Source organism: Novacetimonas hansenii JCM 7643 (genome assembly GCF_000964405.1).
GTDB classification, from domain to species: domain Bacteria; phylum Pseudomonadota; class Alphaproteobacteria; order Acetobacterales; family Acetobacteraceae; genus Novacetimonas; species Novacetimonas hansenii.
Genome location: NZ_BANE01000050.1, coordinates 68,838 through 94,561, shown reverse-complemented (window position 1 = coordinate 94,561; position 25,724 = coordinate 68,838). Strand labels below are relative to the sequence as shown.

General features: G+C 55.4%; 19 protein-coding genes. 14 read left to right on the top strand and 5 right to left on the bottom strand.

From position 1 onward, the window contains the following. Window positions 1-45: 45 nt before the first annotated feature. The 5 genes from B7G66_RS03760 to B7G66_RS03740 all read left to right on the top strand — a co-directional run bounded on the left by B7G66_RS03760 (window position 46) and on the right by B7G66_RS03740 (window position 7,091). On the top strand, window positions 46-1,458 hold the full coding sequence (locus B7G66_RS03760; protein ID WP_003619087.1) for an amidase family protein: 1,413 nt from the start codon (window positions 46-48) through the stop codon (window positions 1,456-1,458). A gap of 249 nt (window positions 1,459-1,707) precedes the next feature. Beyond that, entirely contained in the window at window positions 1,708-3,129 is a 1,422-nt protein-coding gene (locus tag B7G66_RS03755; RefSeq protein ID WP_040511785.1) for an amidase family protein, read from the top strand. A gap of 98 nt (window positions 3,130-3,227) precedes the next feature. Then, window positions 3,228-4,670 carry an NAD-dependent succinate-semialdehyde dehydrogenase gene (locus B7G66_RS03750; protein WP_040511788.1) on the top strand — a complete coding sequence of 481 codons (1,443 nt, stop codon included), beginning with the start codon at window positions 3,228-3,230 and terminating at the stop codon, window positions 4,668-4,670. Then, window positions 4,667-5,755: a phosphotransferase gene (locus tag B7G66_RS03745; protein WP_239016120.1), complete on the top strand. Its 1,089-nt coding sequence runs from the start codon at window positions 4,667-4,669 to the stop codon at window positions 5,753-5,755. The genes B7G66_RS03750 and B7G66_RS03745 overlap by 4 nt, the downstream gene beginning before the upstream one ends. Window positions 5,756-5,837: 82 nt before the next feature. After that, window positions 5,838-7,091 (top strand): M20 family metallo-hydrolase, encoded by a 1,254-nt coding sequence (locus B7G66_RS03740; RefSeq protein ID WP_003619094.1) that lies wholly within the window; start codon window positions 5,838-5,840, stop codon window positions 7,089-7,091. A 211-nt stretch (window positions 7,092-7,302) separates the two neighbouring features. On the opposite strand, the gene B7G66_RS03735 is transcribed toward B7G66_RS03740, so the two are convergent. Continuing rightward, on the bottom strand, window positions 7,303-9,654 hold the full coding sequence (locus B7G66_RS03735) for a TonB-dependent receptor (protein WP_003619096.1): 2,352 nt from the start codon (window positions 9,652-9,654) through the stop codon (window positions 7,303-7,305). A gap of 602 nt (window positions 9,655-10,256) precedes the next feature. On the opposite strand from B7G66_RS03735, the gene B7G66_RS03730 reads away from it, so the two are divergent. The 8 genes from B7G66_RS03730 to B7G66_RS03695 all read left to right on the top strand — a co-directional run bounded on the left by B7G66_RS03730 (window position 10,257) and on the right by B7G66_RS03695 (window position 18,229). Next, entirely contained in the window at window positions 10,257-11,384 is a 1,128-nt protein-coding gene (locus tag B7G66_RS03730; RefSeq protein ID WP_003619098.1) for an FAD-dependent monooxygenase, read from the top strand. A gap of 96 nt (window positions 11,385-11,480) precedes the next feature. After that, window positions 11,481-12,512 carry a M29 family metallopeptidase gene (locus B7G66_RS03725; RefSeq protein WP_003619100.1) on the top strand — a complete coding sequence of 344 codons (1,032 nt, stop codon included), beginning with the start codon at window positions 11,481-11,483 and terminating at the stop codon, window positions 12,510-12,512. Between the two features lie 51 nt (window positions 12,513-12,563). Then, window positions 12,564-13,226, top strand: a complete 663-nt coding sequence (locus B7G66_RS03720) for an isochorismatase family protein (RefSeq protein ID WP_003619102.1) — start codon at window positions 12,564-12,566, stop codon at window positions 13,224-13,226. After that, window positions 13,220-13,981, top strand: coding sequence for a maleate cis-trans isomerase family protein (locus B7G66_RS03715; protein ID WP_003619105.1), 762 nt, complete (start codon window positions 13,220-13,222; stop codon window positions 13,979-13,981). The genes B7G66_RS03720 and B7G66_RS03715 overlap by 7 nt, the downstream gene beginning before the upstream one ends. 23 nt (window positions 13,982-14,004) lie before the next feature. Further along, on the top strand, window positions 14,005-14,805 hold the full coding sequence (locus B7G66_RS03710; protein ID WP_048858849.1) for an alpha/beta fold hydrolase: 801 nt from the start codon (window positions 14,005-14,007) through the stop codon (window positions 14,803-14,805). 183 nt (window positions 14,806-14,988) lie between these two features. Next, window positions 14,989-16,248, top strand: coding sequence for an MFS transporter (locus tag B7G66_RS03705; protein WP_003619109.1), 1,260 nt, complete (start codon window positions 14,989-14,991; stop codon window positions 16,246-16,248). A 52-nt stretch (window positions 16,249-16,300) separates the two neighbouring features. Continuing rightward, a complete protein-coding gene (locus B7G66_RS03700) occupies window positions 16,301-16,744 on the top strand; it encodes a MarR family winged helix-turn-helix transcriptional regulator (RefSeq protein ID WP_040510643.1) in 444 nt (147 codons plus the stop codon). A gap of 66 nt (window positions 16,745-16,810) precedes the next feature. Then, window positions 16,811-18,229, top strand: a complete 1,419-nt coding sequence (locus B7G66_RS03695; protein WP_003619114.1) for an NCS1 family nucleobase:cation symporter-1 — start codon at window positions 16,811-16,813, stop codon at window positions 18,227-18,229. Window positions 18,230-18,594: 365 nt separating this feature from the next. On the opposite strand, the gene B7G66_RS03690 is transcribed toward B7G66_RS03695, so the two are convergent. The 3 genes from B7G66_RS03690 to B7G66_RS03680 form a co-directional block, all read right to left on the bottom strand. Further along, on the bottom strand, window positions 18,595-19,179 hold the full coding sequence (locus B7G66_RS03690; protein WP_003619115.1) for a c-type cytochrome: 585 nt from the start codon (window positions 19,177-19,179) through the stop codon (window positions 18,595-18,597). Beyond that, on the bottom strand, window positions 19,166-20,389 hold the full coding sequence (gene soxC / locus B7G66_RS03685) for a sulfite dehydrogenase (protein ID WP_003619119.1): 1,224 nt from the start codon (window positions 20,387-20,389) through the stop codon (window positions 19,166-19,168). Before soxC ends, B7G66_RS03690 begins: the two co-directional genes overlap by 14 nt. A gap of 85 nt (window positions 20,390-20,474) precedes the next feature. Then, entirely contained in the window at window positions 20,475-23,126 is a 2,652-nt protein-coding gene (locus tag B7G66_RS03680) for a TonB-dependent receptor (RefSeq protein WP_141312807.1), read from the bottom strand. 354 nt (window positions 23,127-23,480) lie between these two features. Here B7G66_RS03680 and B7G66_RS03675 point away from each other — a divergent pair, with 354 nt between their 5' ends. After that, window positions 23,481-24,353 (top strand): NADPH-dependent oxidoreductase, encoded by an 873-nt coding sequence (locus tag B7G66_RS03675; protein ID WP_231106169.1) that lies wholly within the window; start codon window positions 23,481-23,483, stop codon window positions 24,351-24,353. An 82-nt stretch (window positions 24,354-24,435) separates the two neighbouring features. Here the strand turns inward: B7G66_RS03675 and B7G66_RS03670 are convergent, their stop codons facing one another. Then, complete coding sequence (locus B7G66_RS03670; protein WP_003619124.1) at window positions 24,436-25,509, bottom strand: LLM class flavin-dependent oxidoreductase; 1,074 nt, start codon at window positions 25,507-25,509, stop codon at window positions 24,436-24,438. Window positions 25,510-25,724: the final 215 nt, after the last annotated feature.

Here is a 25,724-nt window from a genome sequence, read left to right as displayed (position 1 = left end):
TGTGGCGGACAATGTCCCTGCTGCACAAGGTGGGAAAAATAAGCAATGTCTGACGAGGAAATCGGCTTCATGTCCGCCGCGGAGCTGATGGTGCATTATGAGCGTAGCCGTCTTTCTCCCGTTGAGGTGGTGGCGGCAGTCCTGCGCCATATTGAAGCCACGGAACCGAAGATCAACGCCATGGTCGAGGTGACCGCCAGGCACGCCATGGACAGCGCCCGCCGGGCGGAGGCAGCCTACCGGGCGGGCATGAACCGCAGGCTTGAAGGCGTGCCGGTGACGATCAAGGACCTTCAGGAAACCGCGAACATCCCGACCCGCTATGGTTCATGGTCGCGCAAGGATAATGTGCCCACCGTCGATGCCCCGTGCGTCACGCGCCTGCATGAGGCCGGGGCAGTCATGCTGGGAAAGACCACCGTGCCGGAATTCGGCTGGAAAGGGGTCAGCCAGAGCCCGCTTACCGGCGTGACCAGCAACCCGTGGAAGGCGGGCTATAACGCCGGTGCCTCATCAGCCGGGGCGGGGGCTGCGGCTGCAGCCGGGTATGGTCCCCTGCATCAGGGTGGCGACGGGGCTGGTTCCATCCGCATGCCCGCGCATTTCTGCGGGGTGTTTGGCATGAAACCGACCCATGGCCGGATACCGAACTGGCCCATCAGCAACAATGACCTTGCAACGCATATGGGGCCGCTGACGCGTACGGTAAAGGATGCGGCCCTGATGCTCGAGGCCATGAGTGGCCCGCATCCGTGGGATTATACCTCCCTTGAGGCCGCGCCGCTGCCCTATTCGACGATGTTGTCCGCCCCGCTCAAAGGACGCCGGATTGCCTACAGTCCCGACCTTGGCCATGCCCGTGTCGATCCTGATGTGGCTGCGGCCGTTGCGGCGGCGGTCAGTGTGTTTGAGGGCATGGGCGCCACGGTGGAGGAAGTTACTCCGGCCTGGGGGCCGAAAGGGCCGGAACTGGCGCGTTTTTTCTGGCCTGCCACCTATAGCGCAAAATGCACGCTCCTGTCGGAGTGGGAACCGCTGATGGACCCCGGCCTGGTGGCGATGATCAGGGAGACGCAGGGCCGCACGATGCAGGAATTCACACTCGCGCGTGAGAAGCGTTTTGCCTATGCGGTCGAGATCCATGAATTCTTTACCCAATGGGACTTCCTGCTCACGCCCGCGGCCAGTGTGGCGGCATTCCCCGCCACGCAGCTCCAGCCCGATACATGGCCGCGACACGACTGGGACTGGCTGGGCTGGGCGGAGTTTTCCTATCCCTTCAACTGGGCGGGCAATCCGGCGGCCAGCATTCCGTGTGGCTTTGGCGCGGACAATTTGCCCGTGGGCCTGCAGGTTGTCGGCCGCCGTTTTGATGATCTGGGCGTGCTGCAGGCCTGCGCCGCATGGGAAGAGGCCAGACCATGGAGCGCGGTGCGGCCCGACCTGAAACTGTCGTGAATACATAGGGAGAAAACATGATGATATGCCCATGCCATTTCACAAATCCGCATGATCTGGCGCATCGGTATGAAACGATGTCGCAATGACCTCGCTGCGTGGTCTCGTGTGTCAGATGTCCCGTTCCCGGGGTGAAGTAATTTTTTCCATATCCGTGTTTGTCTGGCCGGTCCGTGGCGGTGCGCATGGTGATCGCCCCCGGTGTACGTGCTCCGTTTTGGGGCACATCAAGAAGCAGAGATGATTTCCATGACTGAATTATGTGAACTATCGGCTGTTGAGCTTCTGTCTCTGTATGCAGCACGGAAACTTTCACCCGTAGAGGTGATCCGCGACGTCATTGCCCGGTGCGAGGCGGTGCAGCCGGTGCTGAATGCGTTTTGCAGCCTTGACCCCGAGCGCGCCCTCGCCACCGCCGTCGCGGCCGAGCGGAGCTGGATGGCTGGCCTGCCCACACGCGCGCTGGAAGGCGTGCCGGTTTCCGTCAAGGATACAGCCATGGTGAAAGGCTGGCGCTTTGCCCGTGGGTCGCGCCTTGCCGAACATAATCCGCCCGCAACACAGGATTCCCCCTCTGTCGGGCGTCTGCGCGGGGCGGGTGCCGTGCTGTTCGCCTCCACCACCACCTGCGAAGGGGGGTGGAAGGCGGTCACTGACAGCCCGCTGACCGGCATCACCCGCAACCCGCACAATACCGATCATACGCCCGGCGGCAGCAGTGGTGGAGCCGGAGCCTCCATCAGCGCCGGCTGTGGCCCGCTGGCGCTGGGCAGCGATGGCGGCGGCTCCATCCGTGTTCCGGCCAGTTTCAGCGGCATATTCGGATTTAAGGCAACCTTTGGCCGGGTGCCGATGTACCCCATTGGTCCGCATTATTCCGACATGGCGCATTTTGGCCCGATGACCCGCACTGTGGCGGATGCTGGCCTGATGTTCTCGGTTATTGAAGGGCGCCACCCGATGGACCCCTTTACCACCGACCCGCTCCCGGCCTCTGATTTTCCGGTGGCGCCACTGCCACTGGCAGGAGTGCGGATCGGGGTAACGGAAGATTTCGGCTTCATGAAGGTCGATCCGGAAGTGGCGGCGGTCTATCGTGCCGCCATCGCGCGTATCGAGGACGCAGGGGCCGTGCTGGTGCCGCTGGCCCCCATGGAGGACTGGCGCCCGACCTATCGCACCTTGTGGCAGGTGGGAGCATGGCAGTCCCAGCGCCGCCTGAGCCCGGCCGAGCGTGACCTGCTCGACCCCGAATTCCGTGGCTGGGGCGATCATGGCGCGCATATTCCCACCGGGGATTACGTTGATGCGATGATGGCGCGGCTGACCTACCGCCAGGAATGCGCCCGCCAGCATGCAACGGTTGACTTCGTCATCTCGCCCACCGTTTCCATCCTGCCGCTCAGGGCGGGGCTTACGGTGCCTGATGACAGCTGGCCGGACTGGCTGGAATGGGCCGGGTTCTCCCTGCTGTACAACATGACGGGCCAGCCCGCCTCGTCGCTGCCGGCAGGATATTCTTCCTGTGGCCTGCCGGTGGGCATCCAGATCGGGGGGCGTATCAATGATGATATCGGCGTGCTGCGCCTGAGCATGACGCTTGAAGCCCTGCTGGCGGAGGCCCGCCCCGACCCGTCGGCTGTCTGCGACAGGGCCATGCGCAAAGGCTGATCCGCACGCGGCCGCAGTGCCACGGGTGCTGCGGTCGCGTCCCTTGTGGTGCGGTGCCCCTGCCACGCCTGTGTCGATACTTCCGCAAGAGAAACATGATGATGTCCTATCCCGATACCCTGTTGTTTATTGGTGGCCAGTGGCAGGCGGCCAGCGATGGGCGGACGCTTGACGTAATCAACCCCGCGACCGCACAGGTGATCGGCACGGTTGCCCATGCGGGGCAGCGCGAGCTGGCGCAGGCGCTGGCGGCGGCACGGCGCGGCTTTGCCGTATGGAGCGCCACGCCCGCCTTCCAGCGCTACCAGATCATGCGCCGGGCCGCCGTGCTGCTGCGTGAACGTGCGGAAGAGGCGGCAGGCTACATGTCGCTCGAACAGGGCAAGCCCATGGCGGAGGCGCGTGCCGAGATGGCCGCTGCCGCCGATATTATCGACTGGATGGCGGAAGAGGGGCGGCGCGCTTACGGGCGCCTCGTACCGGCGCGGTTCATGGGGGTCACGCAGTCTGTCATCCGCACGCCGGTTGGCCCGGTTGCCGCATTCTGCCCGTGGAATTTTCCGGTAAACCAGGTCGTGCGCAAGGTCAGCGCGGCCCTTGCCACGGGGTGTTCCATCATCGTCAAGGCCCCGGAGGAAACCCCGGCCTCACCCGCGATGCTGATCCGCGCCTTTGCCGATGCGGGCGTGCCCGCCGGGGTGATCGGGCTGGTATACGGCACGCCCGCCGAAATTTCGGAAACACTGATTGCCGATGACATCATCCGCAAGGTCACGTTCACGGGGTCAACGGCGGTGGGCAAGATCCTGGCCTCCCTTGCCGGCGCGCACATGAAGCGGGTGACCATGGAACTCGGCGGCCATGGCCCGGTCATTGTCACGGCGGATGCCGATATCACGCGTGCCGTCTCCCTCCTTGCCGAAGCCAAGATCCGCAATGCCGGGCAGGTCTGTGTCTCCCCCACGCGGTTCCTGATCGAAAAGGGGGTCTTTGAGGCATTCCGCTCCGCCTATGTCGCGCGCATGCAGGCGCTGGTGGTGGGCAATGGCCAGTGTCCCGGCACGCAGATGGGGCCCGTGGTCAGCCAGCGGCGGCTGGAGGCAATCGAGGCCCTGGTCGATGAGGCGCGCGACAGCGGCGCAAGGGTGGAAACCGGCGGCACCCGCCTTGCAATGCCGGGTTATTTCTATGCCCCTACCGTGCTGACGGGGGTGACGGCCGATATGCGCATCATGAACGAGGAGCCCTTTGGTCCGATCTCGCTGCTCTGTTCCTTTGATACGCTGGAGGACGCCATTGCCGAGGCCAATCGCCTGCCATACGGGCTTGCGGCCTATGCCTTTACCGGTTCGGGTGCGGTTGCGGGTCGCCTGCGTGATACGGTGCGCACGGGCATGCTGACCATCAACCATATAGGCCTGTCCCTGCCGGAAATTCCCTTTGGCGGGATCGGGGATTCCGGTTATGGCTCGGAAGGCGGGTCGGAGGCACTCGACGCCTATCTTGATACCCGTATGGTGACATCAATGGATTATATGTGAACAGGGGGCATCCGATGGGCGTGCCTGTCTCTTCTACCGGCATGGGAAAAACCGGGGCCGATTTTGAAACGGCGCTGATCCTGCTTGAACAGCCATCGCGGTCCGTATCGGTGGAGGACGCAACCCGGATCGCGCATGACATGTTTGGCATGACCGGCGTGGTGTCACGTCTGCCGGGAGAGCGCGACAGAAATTTCCGCCTTCGTACCACGCAGGGCGGCGATTACGTGCTGAAAATTGCCCACTGTGCCGAACAGCCGGAAATGCTTGACCTGCAGGACAGTGTCCTGCGCTACCTCAGGGTGAAAGACCCGACGCTGGTCGTGCCGGAACTGCTGGCCCCATCCGTGCCGCAGGCCGTATGGCGCGATGGTGCGGGTGAAGGGCGGATCGTGCGGATGGTGACATTCCTGCCCGGCACGCCCTTGGGCAACCGGCCGGCCACAGTGCCGTTATGCACCTCCATCGGGGGTATGCTGGGGCGGCTGGACCAGGCCCTGGCGGGCTTTGACCACCCGGCCCAGTCCCATGCGCTTTTATGGAATTTGCGCAATGCGGCCTATATGCGCAATTTCATCCGCTATTTCCCCACCGGGGCGCAAAGGGCGCTGGCCAGCGGGGCACTGACGGCATTTGAACAGCAGGTGCAGCCTGTCATGGCGACGCTGCCAGCGCAGGTGATCCATAACGACTTCAATGTGCATAATATCCTGTGTAGCGATCAGGTCATCGAGGGCGTGATCGACTTTGGCGATGTGATACGCGCCCCGCGCGTGCAGGACCTTGCAATTGCCGCATCGTACATGATGGGGAGTGGCACGCAGCCGCTGGAGCAGTTCATGGCCATTCTTTCCGGCTATTGCCAGACCGTTGCGCTCACACGGGCGGAACTGGCGTGCCTGCCCGCCATGATGGGGGCGCGGCTGGTCATGTCGCTGGGCATCAGTTCATGGCGGGCCAGCCGCAATCCCGCCGATACCGAATACATCACGCGTAACCAGGCCATCGCCTGGCAGGGCCTGTCCCGGCTGGAAGCCCTGCAGGACACCCTGCGCGACAGGATGCTGACCTTCGCAGCCGCTTAACCGCAAGGGATATACGGGCTGATATGATACGGCCGGCCATGAGCCGCGCATCAGCACAGGACCATGAAAAAAGGTTAGTCAGATGCACAAGAATGCAAATATCACGATTGATGGTCCCCGCCTGAACGAGGACATTGCCTTCACATCCCGTTTTGGCGCGACCCCACGGGGCGGTATCCGCCGGCTGGCCCTGTCGGCGGAGGACCGCCTTGTCCGTGACTGGCTGGCCACGCATGGTGAGGCGCTTGGGTGTTCCATTACGATAGACACAATGGGCAGCCAGTTCCTGCGGCTGGAGGGGAGTGATCCCACCCTTCCGCCACTGATGATGGGCAGCCACCTCGACACCCAGCCCACGGGCGGCCGGTATGATGGCATTTATGGCGTGCTCGGGGGGCTGGCGGTATTGCGTGCCTTCCGGGCGGCGGGATATGTGCCTCGCCATTCAATTGAACTGGCCAACTGGACCAATGAGGAAGGGGCACGTTTTGCCCCGGCCATGACGGCATCGGGCGTTTTTGCCGGTGTTTTCACGCTGGAGCAGGCTTACGCCCTGACTGATCGTGATGGGGTCCGTCTGGGTGATGCCCTGCAGGCGATTGGCTACAGGGGCGATGAACCCTGTGGCGCGCACCCGCTTGCCGCCTATTTCGAACTGCATATCGAGCAGGGACCGGTGCTGGAGAATGAAGGCAAAACCATCGGCGTCGTGACAGGCGTGCAGGGCATGCGGTGGTTTGACGTGACCCTGACCGGTCAGGAGGCCCATGCCGGTACCACGCCCATGGATCTGCGCCGCGATGCTCTGCTGGCAGCGGCCCGCCTGATGGTGCTGGCGGCGGATGTGGCGGCGGCGCACGGGCCCGATGCCAAGACAACCATCGGCATCATCGACGCACGTCCGGGCAGTCGCAATGTGGTGCCGGGTGAAGTGCGCATGACGCTGGACCTGCGCCACCCCGACGATGCGGTGATAGACAGGATGGAAGCCGACTTTCGTGCCCGGGCGGATGAGATTGCATGCGGAGCGGGCATCGACCTGTTGATCAAGGAAAGCTGGGCCTCGCCTTCCGTGCCGTTTGACCCCGCCTGCATCGGCATAGTGCGTGATGCGGCGGCAAAGGCGGGGCTGAGCCATCGCGACATCATTTCCGGCGCGGGACATGATGCGGCCTATATGGCCCGGATCTGTCCGACTGCGATGATCTTTATTCCCTGTCGTGATGGGTTGAGCCACAATGAGGCGGAATACGCCGAACCGGAGGATATCGTGGCCGGCGCAAACGTGCTGATGCGCGCGATTATGGCGGCGGATGAACATTTCGACCCTGCATGAGGCCTACGGCGTGTCGTCAGTTAAGCCCTGAGTGTGGCACGTGAGGGGTGTACTTTGTGGCTGGGTGTGCTGACTGTTTTCCCGGTTTTTGGGGGAGACAGACGGATGCGGCGATACGGTTTACGCGATGACCAGTGGGAGCGGATACTCAAGCCGGTAACCAGGAAGACAACCCGTAAGTCATCTTCCCAGTCAGCTTTACGCAAACAGATCAGAAATCCGCGCTTATGGTGCCATAAAAGGACCGGGGCGCGCCAACCTGCAGGCTGTTGTAATCACCCGAAAGCGGATTGCCTCCACTACCCATGTTGGAGATATAGCGTTCATTGGTAATGTTATAGATGTTAAAGTCGAACTTGAGGTTCTTGGCAACCGACACATCATGCAGGGTGTAACTGACACCGAAATTCTCCAGCCAGTAGGATGGAACGCGGGAATCATTGGTATAGCTGAGGTATCTTTTGCCCATGAACAGGGTATCGAAGTGAATGTTGATCCCCTTGATCGAGTATTTCAGGGAGTTCTTGTACATCAGATGAGCATAGTTGGGTTCCTGCTTGTTCTTGAGATGATACAGGACACCGCCCGAAGTCAGATTATTTTCAAATTTGGAACTGTTGTAGCTGATGCTGTTATAGATCGACAGATGGCGTACCGGAATGAAGGTCACGCTGGCATCAACACCATTCATATTGACGCTGCCGACATTTTCGAACAGCGAGTGGGCAGTAACCAACGGCCCTACGGAAATTGACTGCTGACGGTTTGAAAAGTCGGTATGATACAGATTCAGCAGGCCGATAACGCGACGGGTCTGCAGCCGGTAACCGATTTCATATACCCAGTCGGTTTCAGGGCGAAGGTTTTTCTTGAGTGCATTGAAATCGGACTGCGTTTTAGCGCCCCACGGCGAGAACATGTTATAGCCCCCTTCCGGATAGGCCTGCATGTTCTTGGATATATCGAAATAGAATTCATTATGGGGTGCGAAACGCCAGTTGCCGCTGAACTGTGGCAGTGCGGCGGCTTCTGCCGTAAGTGAACCGGCCGGAATCTGCGTGCTGTTCGTGTAACGTATGTCGTTATGGGTCACGCGATCGCTTGCATTGACGACCATGGTGCGGAAACCTGCATGCAGGGTCAGGTTAGGTAGGATTTTATAGGTATCCTGCAGGTGAAAGACATAGGTATTCGTGTTGAATGCCTCGCCATATCCGATCATGAACGGCTCACCCTTGTGGGCGACTTCGTTATAAGGCGTACCATTGGCGGAATTGGGTTCGTTGAAGTAATCCATTTCCGGGTTGTAGGTGGAGTTCTCGTACCAGAAGCCCGCATCAAAGGTATGATGCCGAAAATGGTAGATAAGGTCGGTCTGGAACCCCAGCCTGCGTGAACTCATGGCCTGGTCCTGTGCCGCCAGCGGTGCGCCGCTGGGTGAACTGACATAGGGCGAGGTCCACCACGCATCGTAACGCTTGCCAACACCGTAGAAGGTGGTCTTGGATTCCAGGTTCGTAGTGAGCTTGCTGTCCAGGCTCATGCCGCCCACGTAATAGGAACTGGTTTCGATGCCGCGGTAATAGGCCGCATTCTTCGGATCAGACAGGCCCTGATATTTGGAGGGATAGTTACCGTTGGCGGCATTCAGTGCCGCGCCGTAGTTCGGATAGTAATAATCTGAATCGTATCCAACCTTGTTCAGCATTTCGAGTGAATTGTCCAGATAGGAAGCCGCGGCCTCGCTGGACCAGTCGAAATAGGCCTTGAAGGTTGTGTGGTCGTTAATCGGCTGTACCAACTTGGTATTCACCATCTGCTGAAACTGTGAATCCCCACCCAGCCATTTATCCTCGGCGCGACGGTCATAGGACATATAGAACTTCGTCCCGCTTTTATTCAGCTTGCCGCTGTCAAACCGTGCGAAAGTACGGAATGCATTATAGCTGCCGAATGTCTGCGAAACCTTGCCCCCCATCTTGTCGCTTGGGTCGTCGCTGTAAAAACGTACGGTGCCCCCAAGGTTGCTGGTGGACGGGGTATCAAGCCCACCGGCGCCTTGTGACACGTCCGTATGGGAAATGTTTTCGTTGCTGATGACGCGGTTGACGGGCACGCCATCATGGGATTCATATCCTTGGCCGCCCAGAGCTATACCATCGACGGTAAAACCAAGCTGGTCGCTGGTAAAACCATGCATGTAGAAGCTTTGTGACCACAGGTCGATGCCCAGCGGATCGGATGAACTGAACTGTACGCCAGGCATATTCCCCACGGCTTTGAGTGGCGTGGTGCCTGGCACAAGATATTGCAGGTCACGGCGGGAGAGCGACTGCATCTGGCGGGTCGAACCTGATCCCACAACGCTGATCTTTTCCGGTGCCGCCGTGGCATTGGCACCTGCATGAATGACCCTGTGTGTGGCAGTGTTTTTCGGGGCGGTATGTTCTTCCGCCTTCTTGTGCGGGGCGGATGCGGCATGCGCGAAATGCTGGGTGGACAGGGCCAGCATGATGATCGGGGACAAGGGCAGGTACAGATATTTCACATGCTTCCAGATCATGCATGTATTCCTTTCATATCAGGGAGAGGCGGGTAGGCAGGCGGCGTTTTTGCCCAAGCATCTGTTTTTGAAATCTGTTCTCTGGTCGTGAAGGTCGGTGCATCCTCGGCACGGATTGAAACCCCTTCTGCTTGGCAGGATACAGCCGATTCCGGCATTAACGTTGTATACGCTACTTTATGCAGGCGCCCCTTTGGAATTGTTTTTTATTCGTTATGAATTTAAATAGGACGAATTGTGTCTTTTTAGACACAGCCTTATTCAGGCTCGATATGATTCCTGTCTCTATCAAAGGTGGATGAGGCTTTTTCCTGGATGCGGGGGAATAAGAATAATTTTGTTTATAAACAATGTTTTATTAAAATTAAAGGCGCAGTTTATAGATCTGGGGAAACGATTTTTTTCAGCGTAACCTTGGCCGATACCGTTTTTCCAAGGAGGGAGTTTCCCTGGTTTTCGGGCGTTTTCCGGGAGAGAATCTCAATAACGTTATTCAGGGATAATAAATCTTGATCCGGGCATATGTGGTGTATACGTTATATGTCATGAATTAACGCCTGGCGGCCGTGCGTGCCCGCCAGATCAAGTTGAAAGCAGGATGAATGGAACGCTCTCTGCGTATTGGCGTTGTTGGTGCTGGACTGGGCGGTACGACCGCGGCGGGCCTGTTGCAGCGCGCGGGTTTCAGTGTGGTGCTGTATGATCAGATGCCCGCTTTTTCCCGGCTGGGCGCTGGCATACAGCTTGGTCCCAATGTCATGAAAATCATGCGCCGTCTTGGCATTGAAGAGAGTATGGCCGCAGTCGCGAACGAACCACAATACTGGTGCAGTCGTAATGCGACGGATGGCGCTTATCTGTCGCGTATTCCGCTTAATGCCGACCGTGCGCGTTATCAGGCGCCGTATATTACCATTCATCGTGGTGAAGCCCACCAGATCATGCTGGGTGCGGTGGATGTCGCCAATGTGCAGTTTGGCAAATGCCTTGCCGACCTGCATGTGCATGACAGGGGGGTGCGTCTATCGTTCATGGATGGTACATCCGATGACGTGGATATCCTGATTGGTGCCGATGGCCTCAATTCATGTGTGCGGGCAAAGCTGCTTGGCCCGGAAGACCCGCTTTTTACTGGCTGGATTGGTCATCGCGGTATGATAAAGGCCAGCAAACTGGCCGGTCTGGATGTGGGTGAATGCGTGAAATGGTGGTCGTCTGACCGGCATATGATGACGTACTTCCTTGATCACAAAAAGGAAGAATTCTATTTCGTCACGGGGGAGCCTGCCGAAAGCTGGCCGCTTGGGGTTTCATGGGTGCCAAGCACGCATGCGGAAATGCACAAATCCTTCGCTGGTTACGATCCTCTGGTTCGGGCCTATATTGATGCGGCCGAGAACATTACCAAATGGCCGCTCTATACCCGCAGGCCGCTGCCTGTCTGGCACCGTGGTCGTGTGGTCCTGCTTGGTGACGCCTGCCACCCGATGAAGCCGCATATGGCACAGGGTGCTGCCATGGCGATCGAGGATGCGGCCATGTTGGTGCGCTGCATGTCCGAAATCGAAACGAACGATCCCAATACCTGTTTCGAGGCCTATCGTCACCATCGCATGGGGCGTGCCTCCCGCGTGCAGGAAGTATCGAACGCCAATACATGGCTACGCACGAATGAAGATCCATCATGGGTCTACGGTTATGACGTCTACGGGATCGACCTGCACGCATAAACCGTTCTCGCGTGTGGTCATGGGGAACATGGCCACACGGATGTTCCGACTGGTGTTCCGGCCCACCCGCAGGCCCTTATTTATGGAGCAGGTCCGATGCCCTCAATCAGCGATGCAGAACTCATTCAGGCATGGACGCAGGTGCTTGACCTGTCCGACATGACCACAGGACAGAGCGTTACGGTCCTGACTTCATCCGAGACCAATCGCCAGACCATGCGCTGTGCCATCATCGCGGCGGGGCTGAAGGGGCTTGTGGTCAACCGGCTTGACCTGCAGCCCACCAATGGCGGCCTGTCGCTTTCACGCGATCCGCTGGCCTATGTCGGGACCACGCCGCTTACGGGTAACCGTGCGGCCATGGCGATCCTGAAGGAAAGCGATCTGGTCCTCGATCTCATGACATTGCTCTTTTCGCCCGAACAGCATGAGATCCTGGCATCGGGCGGTCGTATCCTGCTGGCGGTGGAACCGCCCGAGGTACTGGTGCGGCTGCTGCCTACGCTGCAGGACCGTGAGCGCGTGCTGGCGGCCTCTGCCGTGCTGCGTGCGGCGCGCACCATGCATGTCGTGTCCGATGCGGGCACGGATATGGAGTGTGCATTGGGTGATTTCCCCATTCTGGAGGAATATGGTTTCTGTGACCGCCCCGGCCGGTGGGACCACTGGCCCAGCGGCTTTTTGGCCACATGGTCGAACGAAGGATCCGCCAACGGTGTGATCGTGCTGGATCGTGGCGATATCCTGTTGCCCCATAAATCCTATATACGCGATCCGATCACCTGTACCATCCGCAACGGGTACGTGACCGATATTTCCGGTGGGCTGGATGCGGACCTACTGAAATCTTACATGGATTCCTTCCGCGATCCTGAAGCCTATGCCCTGTCGCATGTCGGGTGGGGGTTGCAGGATCGCGCGCACTGGTCGGTCATGGGGTTCTATGATTCTGAAAATACGATCGGCATGGATCCGCGCGCCGTGGCTGGAAACTTTCTGTGGTCCACCGGTCCGAATAATGAGGCCGGGGGTACGCGCGATACGGCATGCCATATCGATATCCCCATGCGCAACTGCACAGTCATGCTTGATGGCAGGCCCGTAGTGGAAAAGGGACGCGTAATCTAATATCATTTCTTATAAGTTATGATATGATCTGAAATACGAAAAGGATAGACAATGCCGCCTATCGAGACATCCGCCCCCGAACAGGACAGCGCGCTGTACCACCGCCAGGGTTTTGGTCGGTCGCTTGGTCTTGTTGGCAAGGTTGGCCTGCTTATTGTCGATTTTGTAAATGGCTTTGCCGATCCGCAACAGTTCGGTGGGGGCAATATTCCCCCTGCAATCGCGCGTACCACTACATTGCTTGCGACGGCGCGAAAGCTGGGCTGGCCTGTTGCACATACGCGCATCGTCTTTGCTGATGATGGCGCGGATGCCAATATCTTTTCTGAAAAAGTGCCCAGTATGCTGGGTTTGACCGAGCATAATCCCGCAAGTGCCATCGTGCCCGAACTGGCGCCCGATCCGGGGGAATATGTGGTGCGTAAGACCGTCCCTTCCGCCTTTGCCGGCACACCGTTGGCAAGCTGGTATGCAGCGCAGGGGGTGCAGACCGTGGTGGTTGCAGGTTGCGTAACCAGTGGCTGCGTGCGGGCCAGCGTGCTTGATGCCATGCAGCTTGGCTTTCGCCCGGTTGTGATTGCTGATTGCGTGGGCGATCGCGCCATCGGCCCGCATGAAGCCAACCTGTTCGACATGAGCCAGAAATGCGGCGATGTGATTACGCTTGATGCACTGCTTGAACAGCTTCCCCCTGCAACACTGGAGGCATGCTGATGCGCGGGACGTCCTACCGGATTGGTCAGATCGTACCCAGTTCGAACCTGACCATGGAAACCGAAATTCCGGCTCTGCTGGCCGCACGGCAGTTGATCCGGCCTGAACGGTTTACCTTCCATTCCGCGCGTATGCGCATGAAGACGGTGCGCAAGGAAGAACTGGCGGCCATGGATGCGCAGTCCGACCGCTGCGCGCTGGAACTGAGCGATGCACAGGTTGATGTGCTGGGCTATGCCTGCCTTGTGGCGACCATGTCCATGGGATCGGGCTATCATCGCGTTTCAGAAAAGCGGTTGCACCAATGTACGGTCGATAATGGCGGCCCTGCGCCGGTTGTAACCAGTGCGGGTGCGCTGGTCGATGGGCTGCGGGTACTGGGTGCGCGTCGCATCGTGCTGGTTGCGCCTTACATGAAACCTCTGACGCGGATGGTCATCGACTACCTGACCGACGAGGGGTACGAGATCATCGACCATATTGCCCTGGAAATATCCGATAACCTTGATGTTGCCCGCCATGATCCCGGTCTATTGCCTGGCATCGTGGCAAAGCTGAATTATGCCGATGCCGACGCCATCGTGACCTCGGCCTGCGTTCAGATGCCTTCGCTTTCTGTTGTCCCCATGATCGAGGCGCAGACCGGCAAGCCCGTGCTGAGTGCTGCCATCGCGACAACGCACGCCATGCTGACCCGGCTGGGGCTGGAACGTATTGCCCCGGGCGGTGGTGCGCTGCTGTCCGGTGCATATTGATTATTCGAAACAGGAAACCCGTTATGACCTCATCCCTTCAGTATGGTGCGCATGTCCACGCCAATGGCATCCGCCAGCATTACCTGCGTTATGGGGGCAAGGGCACGCCGCTGGTGCTGGTGCCTGGCATCACGAGCCCTGCCATCACATGGGGGTTCGTGGCCGAGGAACTGGCCCGCACACATGATGTCTATGTGCTGGACATACGTGGACGCGGCCTGTCGCAGGGGGGAGAGGACCTTGCCTATGACCTGAATCCCTATGCAGGCGATGTACGGGGCTTCATTGATGCGCTGGGCCTGAAGGACTGCGTGGTGTTAGGCCATTCCATGGGCGCACGCATTGCCATCCGCCTTGGGCGTCAGGATGCATCGGGGATTGCGGCACTTGTTCTGGTTGATCCGCCGGTCAGTGGTCCGGGCCGCAGGCCTTATCCATCCAGCCTGCCCTGGTATGTCGATTCCATCCGCCTTGCGCGTAAGGGCATGGATGCCGAGGCGATGCGCCGTTTTTGCCCAACATGGACTAAGGAACAGCTCCAACTGCGTGCAGAATGGCTGCATACCTGCGACGAACTGGCCACCCGCATTACCTATGAAGGTTTCCATACCGAGGATATCCATCAGGATCTTCCCCACCTTACGGTGCCGACCTATCTCATGATCGCGACGCGCGGCAATGTCATCCTGCCCGAGGATGAAGCAGAGATTGCGGGCCTGCTGCCTTCCATCACCATGGATCGGGTGCCTGATGCGGGCCACATGATCCCATGGGACAACCTTGCTGGTTTCATGGCGTCGTTCAAGGGCTTCAATCTGCCCTGAACCATGACCTCATTCGCCCCGTATCGGGGCGGGTGGCCGGGGAATGAGTGCCGGACATAGCGGCGATCAAAAGAACGTACTGGGCCTGAGCAGGGTATTTTGATGAATGCACCCCCTTCGACGACTGACGCGCCTCGTGTGGATAACGCTCTCGCTTCCTTGTGCGGCCGCGTGGCATGGCGATTGCTGCCGTTGCTGTTCCTCGGGTTTCTGGCATCCTACCTGGACCGGGTGAACGTAGGCTTCGCCAAATTGCGGATGCTGTCCGACCTGTCCATGAGCGAGGCCAGCTACGGGATGGGGGCAGGCCTGTTCTTCCTTGGCTATATCGTCTGTGAAATGCCCAGTAATGCCCTGATGGTGCGCGTTGGTGCGCGGCGGTGGCTGGCGCGTATCCTGATTACATGGGGGCTGTGTTCCGGGGCGATGGCGTTTGTCCGTTCCCCGGCCGAATTCTATGCCCTGCGCCTGCTGCTGGGCATTGCCGAGGCCGGTTTCATGCCCGGTGTGCTGTTCTATCTCTCGCAATGGTTTCCACCCGAATACCGTGCGCGTGTTACTGCACGGTTCATGATCGGCATTCCGCTGGCCAGTGTCCTGGGCGGCCCGTTATCGGGCATGATCCTGGACATGATGGCAGGATATGGCGGGATTGCCGGCTGGCGCTGGCTGTTTTTTATGGAGGCGGTTCCCCCCGTTCTGATCGGGATCGCCGTTTTCCTATATCTGCCCGACAGTATCGCCCAGGCACGTTTCCTGACGCCTGAGCAGAAAGTCCTGCTGTCGGTACGCTGCGTGCCCGTCGATCATACCCATTCCCTGCGTGCCATGGTGGATGCTTTGCGTAACAGACGCATATGGCTGCTGGGCCTGGCAGATGGTGCGCTGCTACTTGGGCTGTATACCATTGCCTTCTGGCTGCCATCCTTTTTACGGGAGGCCGGTGTGGTGTCTGCGCTGCAGGTGGGGCTGCTTACGGCCATCCCCAACATTGCCGCCGCCATCGCCATGATCGTCAATGGGTGGCATTCGGACCGCAAGGGGGAGCGCAAGCGCCATATTATCGTGCCCGTCCTGATCGGGGCGGCAGCCCTTGCCCTGCTGCCTCTGGCGCAGGGGAACGTGATGGCGGCGATCATGCTGATTACGCTTGCCAACATGGGTATCCTCGGCGCGCTGCCGCCATTCTGGACCTTACCCTCGCTCCTCCTGCCAGAGGCGGCGACGGTTGCAGCCGGGCTTGCGCTTGTCGGGGCGATCAGCAACCTTGCGGGCTTCATGGCAACCGACCTGATCGGTTGGGCACGCAGCATCATGCCGGGTTCATGGGGTATCTTCGTCGTCTTTGGCGGGTGTGTCGCCGTGGGGGCCGGACTGGTCGCGACCATTCCAGCACGGTTGATCAATGTTGCCCGTACTGCCCCGACGGAACACAATAGCTGATGGCGTTGCGTCAATGGATCGCACGCCAGGCATGCAACGGGCAGGACTGCATATGACCGAGACAGACGACACGACATACACCACCTATGACCTGCATGAGCAGATCGGCCATCTTCTGCGCCGGGCGTACCAACGTCATACTTCCCTGTTCCAGACCGTCATTCCCGATGATCACCTGACGTCCGTCCAGTTTGCGGTCCTTGCAACCGTATTCAGGGAAAAGGAAGGCTCGCTCATTCATATCGGTCGGATTACGGCCATAGACCATGCCACCCTGCGTGGCATCTGTTCACGCCTGAAGCAGCGTGGCCTGATCAATATACGCGGGAACCCCGACGACAGACGCGAACGCCTGTTGTCGCTGAGTGAGGAGGGCATGGAAATGGTCCGTACCTATCTGCCTCAGGCCGCCCGTGTCTCCGAACTCACGCTTGAACCGCTTGATGCGTGCGAACGGATCGCGGCATTGCATGTGCTGCGCAAACTCGCGGAATAATACGATCATGATCGGGCGCCTGTATGGCCCCTGGATTACCATATATCGAGCAAGCGGGAGAGCTACATGCATGATGGGGTCGGCGCACCCGATACGCATCTGACCAATGCGGATCTTGCCCCTACCGGCACGCGGACATGGGGCTGGTTTGATTATGTCTCGTTATGGATGTCAAACATCCATAGCGTCGGGGGATATGTCACGATGGGTAGCCTGTTTGCCATGGGGTTGCCTGTGGTGGATGTGTTCATCGCGCTGATCGCCGCGATCGTTATTGTTCAGGTCCTGTGTAATCTTGTCGCGCGTCCCAGCCAGATATCGGGCGCGCCCTATCCCGTCATGGCGCGCATGGCGTTTGGTGTGCATGGCGCACTTGTCCCTGCTTTCATACGCGGAATCATTTCAGTCGCCTGGTACGGCATACAGACATGGCTGGCCTCGAACGCGGTTGTTGTCCTGCTTTTACACCAGTGGCCGGGCCTGATGTTCTGGGCGCAGGCCGACAGCCACGGTTTTGCCGGACTGTCGGCATTGGGATGGGGGGCGTTTATCATCCTGTGGATTGTACAGGCGTTGGTATTCTGGCGGGGGATGGATGTAATCCGCCATTTCGTCGATTGGGCCGGACCTGTCATCTATATCGTGATGATCGGGCTGGATATATGGCTGCTGTGGCATGCGGGATGGCGTAATTTTTCATTCGATATCCCCGGTGTTACCCATCATGCGATTTCGGCGCGGATCATGGGAATGATTAATGCCATTGCCCTTGTGGTGTCTTACTTTGCCCCCATTGCGCTCAATTTTGGTGATTTTTCACGATATGGCATCTCAATGCCAGCTATCAGGCGCGGTAATTTCTGGGGTTTGCCTGTCAATTTTATGGGGTTTTCACTTCTTACGCTTGTCACCATTGTGCTGACACAGCCCGTCTTTGGCCGCATCATCCTTGATCCGGTTGAAACCGTGGCCCAGATTGACAGTCCGGTTGCCGTTGTGGTGGGCGTGCTCACCTTTGTCATGGCGACGGCAGGGATCAATATTGCTGCTAATTTTGTCTCGGCTGCGTTTGATTTCTCAAATCTTGCGCCCCATCGAATTTCATGGCGCTGTGGGGGCATGATGGCGGCGGCCGGGGCTGTCGTCATGACGCCGTGGAATCTTTATGCGCGCCCTGAACTTATCCACCTCACACTGGATGTGCTGGCTACTTTCATCGGGCCACTGATCGCCATTTTATTGACTGATTATTATATCGTGCGTCGCAGCGTGATGGATGTGAATGCCCTTTATCGTCGCCAGAGCAACCTGCCGTACTGGTACCATAACGGCATCAATCCGGTAGCCATTCTGGTTATGGTGGTCGCGGTTATTGCAGGCAGTGCAGTTGTCTTCATGCCTGCACTAAAGCCCATCCATAATATGTCCCTGTTTATCGGTGGGGGGATCGCTGCCATATTGTATGGACTGCTCATGCGCCGGTAGTCAGGCTGCCTTATTATAGACCGTGCTTTTGAATATAATAATTCAAGTAAAACATGTAAGAGTCCTGAAGGAAAAATCGATATGATGAGTTTTCAAGAGAGCTGAAGCGTGTTTCACATGCAGGCTGCAAGTGGGGATTGCCCAGTGCAAAAACAATCAATGCGTTATGGCTGGAGAACTAAGATAGTAATCTATGCAGAAAATTGGCTATGAACTACCTCGATACTGATGAACTCACGATTATCTCCATGCTGTAAATTGCGCATTGGGAGTGATGGAGAGGGGAGATCTAGTATCTGTATGCGTCTTTATTTTTAAATAAACGGAAATATTTCATATAATATGAATGCGTATAACGTAAATCATCATGGGTGTAAGCAAATTCCTAATCGTGAACGCAGTTCATCTCGTGGGGTGTTTTTATTTATATTTTCTTCTTTTTCATTAATAAACCCATCCTTGTTTGGCATTTTTATGGAATGAATAGTTTTTTCATTGAGGGAAAATTCCTGCGGAATAATGTGATTCATATAAAACAGATAAGATACAACAGAATATAAATCATCGGTGTTTAAAGATTGAGGCGCATTCAAAGGCATTGCACGTCTGACATAATCAAGAACACTTTCTGGATATGGCCAGAAACTTCCAACTGTCCGTAGGGGCGTTGTTGTCGCAAGGCTGCCTATACCACCGCTTAGCGCAGGATATATACCCATCATTCCTTCACCGGTTTCCCCATGACATGCAGCACATTTTTCAAGATATATCTTTTTTCCCATTAATGGCGTGCCACTTCCCGAAGGAAGTGGAGAGTTTTTGGAAATATCTATGTTCCATCGTGAAATATCATTTTCAGATATTGATGTTCCTGGGCATTGGGCGGCCAGGCATGGTTCGCTAAAAATAAAAATAGCAATAAAAAATGCACAAATATTATATGAATACATTTGAGATATCGCCCGATTCAGAAACCAGCCAAGATTGAATGCCATTGTTATGGTAATATAAATTATCCCCATAGCGTGCTCGCAAAACCTGACGGGTTTCCTGAACATTGCCAGCTTCATCGTAAGCCTTGCTTTGTAGGATTGTTTTTTGTCCATTCCATACCCAAGGAAGAGTAAAGCGTGTCAAGCATTTATCTAATACCAATCCATCAAGACGGGCAGGTGTCCATTGTTTTCCACCATCTATTGAAACATGGACTTTTGTGATTTTTCCATGTCCACTCCATGCCAGACCATTGATTTCCTGCAAGCCTGGAGAGGAAAGCTTCATGCCACCAGAAGGGCGAACAATGACAGATTTGACACCCATCGTAAAACTGAACTGCCGTGCTTTTCCATCAGGTAGCAGATCAGTATATTTAGATGTCTCCTCACGCGTATAGAATGGATACTGGCCCAGCTTTAAACGCCGGAGCCATTTTATGTTCATGTTACCTTCGTATCCGGGGCAGATCAGCCGTAACGGGTATCCTTGCTCTGGACGAAGTGCTTCGCCATTTTGGGCATACGCAACAATGACGTCATCTAGCCCTTTTGCCAGGGGGATACTGCGTGACATGGCTGCTCCATCAGCGCCTTCCGCAAGAATCCATCGTGCATCTGCTTTTATGCCAGTTTCAGCCAGAATGTAGGGCAAAGGAACGCCAGTCCATTCAGAACATGAGAGCAGTCCGTGAGTACTTTGCACGTCCGTTCTGGTCGCTTTTGTCCATTCGGTGCCTGTGTTGCCCGAACATTCGATAAAGCAAAGGCGCGAAACAGAGGGAAGGCGGTGCAAATCATCCAGAGAAAAACGCATTGGTTGATCGACAAGACCATGGACGACCAGAGCATGCTGTGCCGGATCAATCTCCGGCACCCCGGCATGATGCCGTTCAAAATGCAATCCGCCCGGTGTTATTATGCCATGTAAAGAGGCCAATGGTGTCAGGGTTGACCCTTGACCTCCACGCATCTTGGTGAATGTTCGTCTGACAACATCTTTTTCAAAAGATGACGGTTTTCCATACGGGTTTTTTAAAATTGGTGCGCCTGGCTCCCTGGTCCAGGACGGTATATCGAGGTCAGCAGCTTCCGACGTTTTGTTTTTTTGAAACAGTGTTGAAAACAGAACTGTTCTGGTCAGAAGTTTTCTACGATTCAGTGTCATTTACCGTACCTTGTGTCCCGGAGGGGCGGCATCCTGTTATCATTATGTCATATAAAAAATAATGATAATAAAACTGGTGCTGGAACTAGAAACCCATATGCATTGTGGCACCAAAATAACGTGGTCCTTGTTGGGTCAGGTCAACAGATTCCGGGGAACTTGCACTACCGGGGCTGTATCCTGTCCATGGACGGGCATCCAACAGGTTTTTGGCCCATAATGTCACACTGAAATTCTGATCTGCCGTACGTAAACCGATACCAGCATTCAGGATGGAATAAGAACGTTGGTAAAACTGATGTGCTGCAAGAGGGTCTGTCAGGCGATTTCTGCTCCACCATGCTTCATTGATATATCCAAAAGCCGTAAACGCACGTTGCAGCCATGCGGCACGGTGTTGACGGGATTTCAGAAAATTACTGAAAATCGCACCTACGGGGTGCTCGTAATTTGCACCGATATTAAAGGTAAAGCTTGGTATGCCAGGCAGGCTTTGACCGGATTCATCAACCGTTGATGATCCTCCTGAATAAGCATAGCTTGTTGGTGCAGGGGCACCGTTATATTTTACATATCGAACCTGTTGCCATGCCCCACTGGCATGAATATTAAGGCCAGGAATAAAATCAGGTGTCAGGCTTTCAGACAATTCAACACCATATAGTCTGGCATGGGGGGCATTCCCCATATAACTGACATTAGCGAGATCCCCATTAGAGAGATAGTAATTGTAAACGCGATTTGTTTGGTAATTATATAAATCATTCCAGTAAAAATTCGCGTTGGAAACAAGCTGCCCATTAAACGACATCGTTTTTACGCCACCTTCATAATCCCATGATGTCGTGGGTTTTGAAAAATATGGTGACCATCCATAAAATGTATACTGTTTCGTTGTGGAGTTATATTCATTTATCGGAACGGAATTTCCGTTTGCGGAAACGGTTTTGTCACCATGACCAATAAGGATATAGAACATAGTGTTCTTGTTCAATTGATATTTGGGATTGATGATTGCTGTTACGCCATCATGGTCATTACGCTGTAACCCGGTGCGTGCGTCACCACCGGCCCCCGCGGCCATAAGCGCCTGACGCTGCTGATCATAGGAATATGCCGTACCAGGGACATATCCAACCTCGAATTTATTATTGAATTTCTGGATATCGTAACTGTTTCGCAGGCCAAGTGTCAGAGAGAATTTATTATTAACATGTATGACTGTCTGCGCGAAAATCGCCGCCTGGATATTGGTATTATAGTTTTTTTCCCATTGCGTCAGCCCGGTCACAGCAGCGGGGCGGGAATACCAGGCTGCCGCATCGGTACCAAACGCGGTATGATGCATCCTGTTCCACGCCGAATTATCAACGCCATACAGTCCGACAGTCCATGCAATTTTATCTTCCTGAGGAGAAGCCAAGCGAATTTCCTGTGATCCCTGGACACCATAATCATCCATTTCACCGCCAGTACCAATCCATACATTCTGGTTATCTGTCGTTCCGCTATTTACCCCAGAAAAAAGCCCCACGGCACTGATTGAAGTTAGCGTATTTCTTCCAATATGATAATTAAGTTCATTTGATGCTGTATATACATTGCTTCGCTCCTTCCCTGGATCAGCAAGGGCCGGACGATAAGGATTATATGTCAGTACGGATTTATTTAAACGCGATGCTAATGTCGCGGCATAGCTTCCGGCATATCGCCCATTCCCGTAAACCAGCACCGAATCCCCGATTGGGGCACTTGCACCACCGGTGCCTGCTGATTCACCATACTGACTATATTCACTGGAGCCATTATAAGAAAAAATAAAGCGATCGGTATAATTTTCCTCCGTCGCCAAGAGCTGCGCGCGAACACCGCCACGATTTATGTTCTGGTAACGTTTTCCGTTCAGGATATCATGAATCCAGCCATTGGCATTATCATAGTATCCAGTAATACGATATGCCAAATGGCCACGTAAAATGGAACCTGTACTATCAAGCTTTTCAATGGTATGGCCGTAATTTCCAACCGTCTGTTCATATTGTGTACTACGTTTGAAGGAAGGTAATGCCGTCATGATGGAAATGACGCCAACATCAGAATTATGCCCACCTGCTGTTCCACCCGGACCATAACCGATTTCAAATGAGCTGATATTACTCCAGTCTCCGGCCTGATAATCGGGTTGTAACCAGGTTACGTTATCAACAGAAAATGCTGTTTCTGAGAGATATCCAATCCCGGCAGAGCCGGATAATGGTTGTCCCAGGCCACGGATCGACATGCGCGAATAATGTGGTGTTGTTGTATTGGGGCGGAATCCTGGAACCTTGTATGAATAATCATTCAAAGTTGTAAATTGCTGTTCTTGGGCCTCTTTTCCTGTTACAACATCACCAAAGCGCGATGTCTTCATCATGACTTCATGCATTTTGCGATCTCCTGCACTCATTGCAGAAGTCACATGAATATTTTCCGTTGCGCTTCCCATATTGCCATTATCATCATCCATGTCGTGATTATGATGGCCAGATTTGGCATTATGTCCTGTCATATGGGCATGTGAATCATCATGATGCTTTTTCGATGATGCATGATGCATACCAGATGACATCTGCATATCTTTTGCAGATGCCTTGCCTGTATACCCAAGACTACTTCCCAATGGCAGTGTTACCAGCACAGCAGGTAACGATCGCTTTAATAGCGCGTGCTTACTCCAATCAAGTTTGATCAACATACTAAAACTGCTCCAGAGTGTCGCCTAACCGATGGCGCGTTTTCAATGAATTAGAAGGCGCCAGATGTGTGAGAAACGGTGTTCTGGTCAGCAACAGGGACAGGAATGCATTTTTCATTACTTTCGATGTATGTCCGTGATGCTTCCCGGTTTGATCTGGGCAGCATTGCGGACAATTTTCACTTATAAACTACGTTATTAATCATATCTGCAATGAATTTTGTATATCAACAAATCATATTAAACAAGTGTGAAATGTATAGTATGTAAAAAGTGCCGTATATCACGAATAAAATTAGTAATATACGGTGCCATTCGTACCCGTGCCTTGATTTTCAATGGAAGGAATTTGTGATGACGACCCATATGACCCATGCCTCCGGGATCGAGACACAAGCTGCTGGCGACGTTCGGCTTACTACGTTGCTATTGGCACGTTATGGCGCTACGGCGCCGAATCTGGACGTATGGAATGAAACACTTAAAACAGTGCTGGGGCATCGTTCTGTCCGTCATTATCGCCCAGATCCTTTACCGGAAGGTACAATAGAGTTGCTGGTAGCCGCAGGACAATCCGCTGCAAGTTCTTCCAATCTTCAGGCATGGAGTGTCATAGCTGTCGAGGATTCCAACCGTAAGGCACGTTTGGCCGCATTGGCGGGGGAGCAGGCACAGATTACCCAGGCCCCGCTGTTTCTGGTTTGGCTGGTGGATCTTCATCGGCTGGAAACGATTGGCCGTCTTGAAGATTCGCCATCCGAAGGGTTGCAATATCTGGAAAGTTTTCTGCTTGGGGCCGTGGATGCAACGCTTGCTGCGCAGAATGCCGTCATTGCGCTGGAGTCCCTTGGTCTGGGGGCGGTGTATATCGGTGCAATCCGCAATAATCCGGAAAAGGTAGCAAGGGAACTTGCCTTGCCCCCGCATGTCTTTCCCCTGTTCGGACTGACTGTTGGTTATCCAGACCCGACGATACGCACTGCAGTAAAACCGCGTCTGTCACAAGAAGCCGTTCTGTTTCGCGAAACTTATGCACTGTCTGAAATTACAGAAACTACCGCTTTCAACGATTACAATCTGCGCTTGAAACATTTCCAGACGAAACAGCATATGCCGCAGCGGAATTGGACAGAAACTGTGGCGCGGCGTCTGCATGATGCGGCGTCCTTACATGGTCGCGATCATCTGGCAGCAGCACTGCGCGATATGGGGTTTGGGTTGAAGTGAGAGGCTTTCCCACATCTTCCGGGATTCGAACGGATAGGTTCGGATCCACGGAAGGATGTTGTCATGGTTGCAAGAAATCGGATCATTCCCGCAGCAGGGGAAGGAGTTCACGTCCCTGGCGGCCAATTTCCGTAAGATACGGGCTATCTGACAGGATGAAGTGTGAAATGCCCAATGCAGCATATTTTTTTAATGAGCGGGCAACGTCTGCCGCTGAACCGACCAGCCATGTCGTGCCGGCACCACCGCCGCCATACCGGCCTGGCGTGGTATAAAGATTGTCGTCCAGAACATCTCCCCGGGCCTGCAGATCAAGCAACCGCTGCTGTCCGACGGCTGGTGCGCCACGATGGTCCTGCCAGCCCTGTCCTTGAATGCGGGCCATTTCCTGGACTTTCGCTTCGGCGTCCCTCCATGCTTCTTCGGTCGTGTCGCGGATCAGGGTAGTAATGCGTAATCCGAATTCCAAAGGGGGAAGATTGCGATCAAGAGATGTGGCAAGTGATGTCAGGCGTGCAATGCGCGCTGCTATATCCTCCAATGGTTCGCCCCAGAATAATTGTACGTCCGCCTCGGTCGCGGACACTTTTTCTGCTGCTGCCGAAGCTCCACCGAAATAGAGTTTGGGATGACGACGTCCGTTGCGTTCAATAATTCTGGGGTTCACTGTGGAATTAACAAGGTGAAAATGCTGCCCTTCGAACGTGACATTTTCTTCGGTCCACAGACGACGGAGGATATGCATGAATTCGCGGGTGCGGTCATAGCGTTTGTCCGGTGTCTCTTCGGTGTCGCCATAGGCGGCCAGGTTGTCCTTGCCCGAAACGATATTGATCCGTAAGCGCCCGGCTGTCAGATGATCCAGTGTCGCTGCGGCAGAAGCAAGATGTGCTGGCTGCCAGTAGCCGGGGCGGATGGCGACCAATGGTTCGAATGTGGATGTGCGGGCGGCCAGGGCTGTCGCCAGTGTAAATGTATCTGGTCGTCCCCATCCCGTACCGATCAGGGCGCCTGTCCATCCATGGGCCTCAATCGCATGGGCATGCTTGGTCAAGGTATCAAGGCTGTTGTGATTGTCCTGTGTCGGGTCCCCACGATGGCCCGGCGCGATCTGGTTGGGAATGTACCACAGAAATTCTGTGTTATTGCGTGACATGTCCTTGTTCTCCGATATTTCGAAGGCGGTTACGGTGCGCGCGACCGGGAAGAAATCCTATTATATCTGTTGAAATAATAGGATTTAAGGCGCGCCAACCTCATGCCGAACGTAAAGGGATGGTGGTGTGATACGATTCAGGCGTTGGTGCATCAAGCATTCGGATATGTCCTTCGCGGATAAAAATTCTGCAAGGAATAATACTATGTTTAATC

Excerpts from the sequence above, each read along its gene's own strand:
- B7G66_RS03760 (WP_003619087.1), top strand. The coding sequence starts at position 46 with ATGTCTGACGAGGAAATCGGCTTCATGTCCGCCGCGGAGCTGATGGTG.
- B7G66_RS03755 (WP_040511785.1), top strand. The coding sequence starts at position 1,708 with ATGACTGAATTATGTGAACTATCGGCTGTTGAGCTTCTGTCTCTGTAT.
- B7G66_RS03750 (WP_040511788.1), top strand. The coding sequence starts at position 3,228 with ATGATGTCCTATCCCGATACCCTGTTGTTTATTGGTGGCCAGTGGCAG.
- B7G66_RS03740 (WP_003619094.1), top strand. The coding sequence starts at position 5,838 with ATGCACAAGAATGCAAATATCACGATTGATGGTCCCCGCCTGAACGAG.
- B7G66_RS03735 (WP_003619096.1), bottom strand. The coding sequence starts at position 9,654 with ATGATCTGGAAGCATGTGAAATATCTGTACCTGCCCTTGTCCCCGATC.
- B7G66_RS03730 (WP_003619098.1), top strand. The coding sequence starts at position 10,257 with ATGGAACGCTCTCTGCGTATTGGCGTTGTTGGTGCTGGACTGGGCGGT.
- B7G66_RS03725 (WP_003619100.1), top strand. The coding sequence starts at position 11,481 with ATGCCCTCAATCAGCGATGCAGAACTCATTCAGGCATGGACGCAGGTG.
- B7G66_RS03720 (WP_003619102.1), top strand. The coding sequence starts at position 12,564 with ATGCCGCCTATCGAGACATCCGCCCCCGAACAGGACAGCGCGCTGTAC.
- B7G66_RS03715 (WP_003619105.1), top strand. The coding sequence starts at position 13,220 with ATGCTGATGCGCGGGACGTCCTACCGGATTGGTCAGATCGTACCCAGT.
- B7G66_RS03710 (WP_048858849.1), top strand. The coding sequence starts at position 14,005 with ATGACCTCATCCCTTCAGTATGGTGCGCATGTCCACGCCAATGGCATC.
- B7G66_RS03700 (WP_040510643.1), top strand. The coding sequence starts at position 16,301 with ATGACCGAGACAGACGACACGACATACACCACCTATGACCTGCATGAG.
- B7G66_RS03695 (WP_003619114.1), top strand. The coding sequence starts at position 16,811 with ATGCATGATGGGGTCGGCGCACCCGATACGCATCTGACCAATGCGGAT.
- B7G66_RS03690 (WP_003619115.1), bottom strand. The coding sequence starts at position 19,179 with ATGTATTCATATAATATTTGTGCATTTTTTATTGCTATTTTTATTTTT.
- soxC (WP_003619119.1), bottom strand. The coding sequence starts at position 20,389 with ATGACACTGAATCGTAGAAAACTTCTGACCAGAACAGTTCTGTTTTCA.
- B7G66_RS03680 (WP_141312807.1), bottom strand. The coding sequence starts at position 23,126 with ATGTTGATCAAACTTGATTGGAGTAAGCACGCGCTATTAAAGCGATCG.
- B7G66_RS03675 (WP_231106169.1), top strand. The coding sequence starts at position 23,481 with ATGACGACCCATATGACCCATGCCTCCGGGATCGAGACACAAGCTGCT.
- B7G66_RS03670 (WP_003619124.1), bottom strand. The coding sequence starts at position 25,509 with ATGTCACGCAATAACACAGAATTTCTGTGGTACATTCCCAACCAGATC.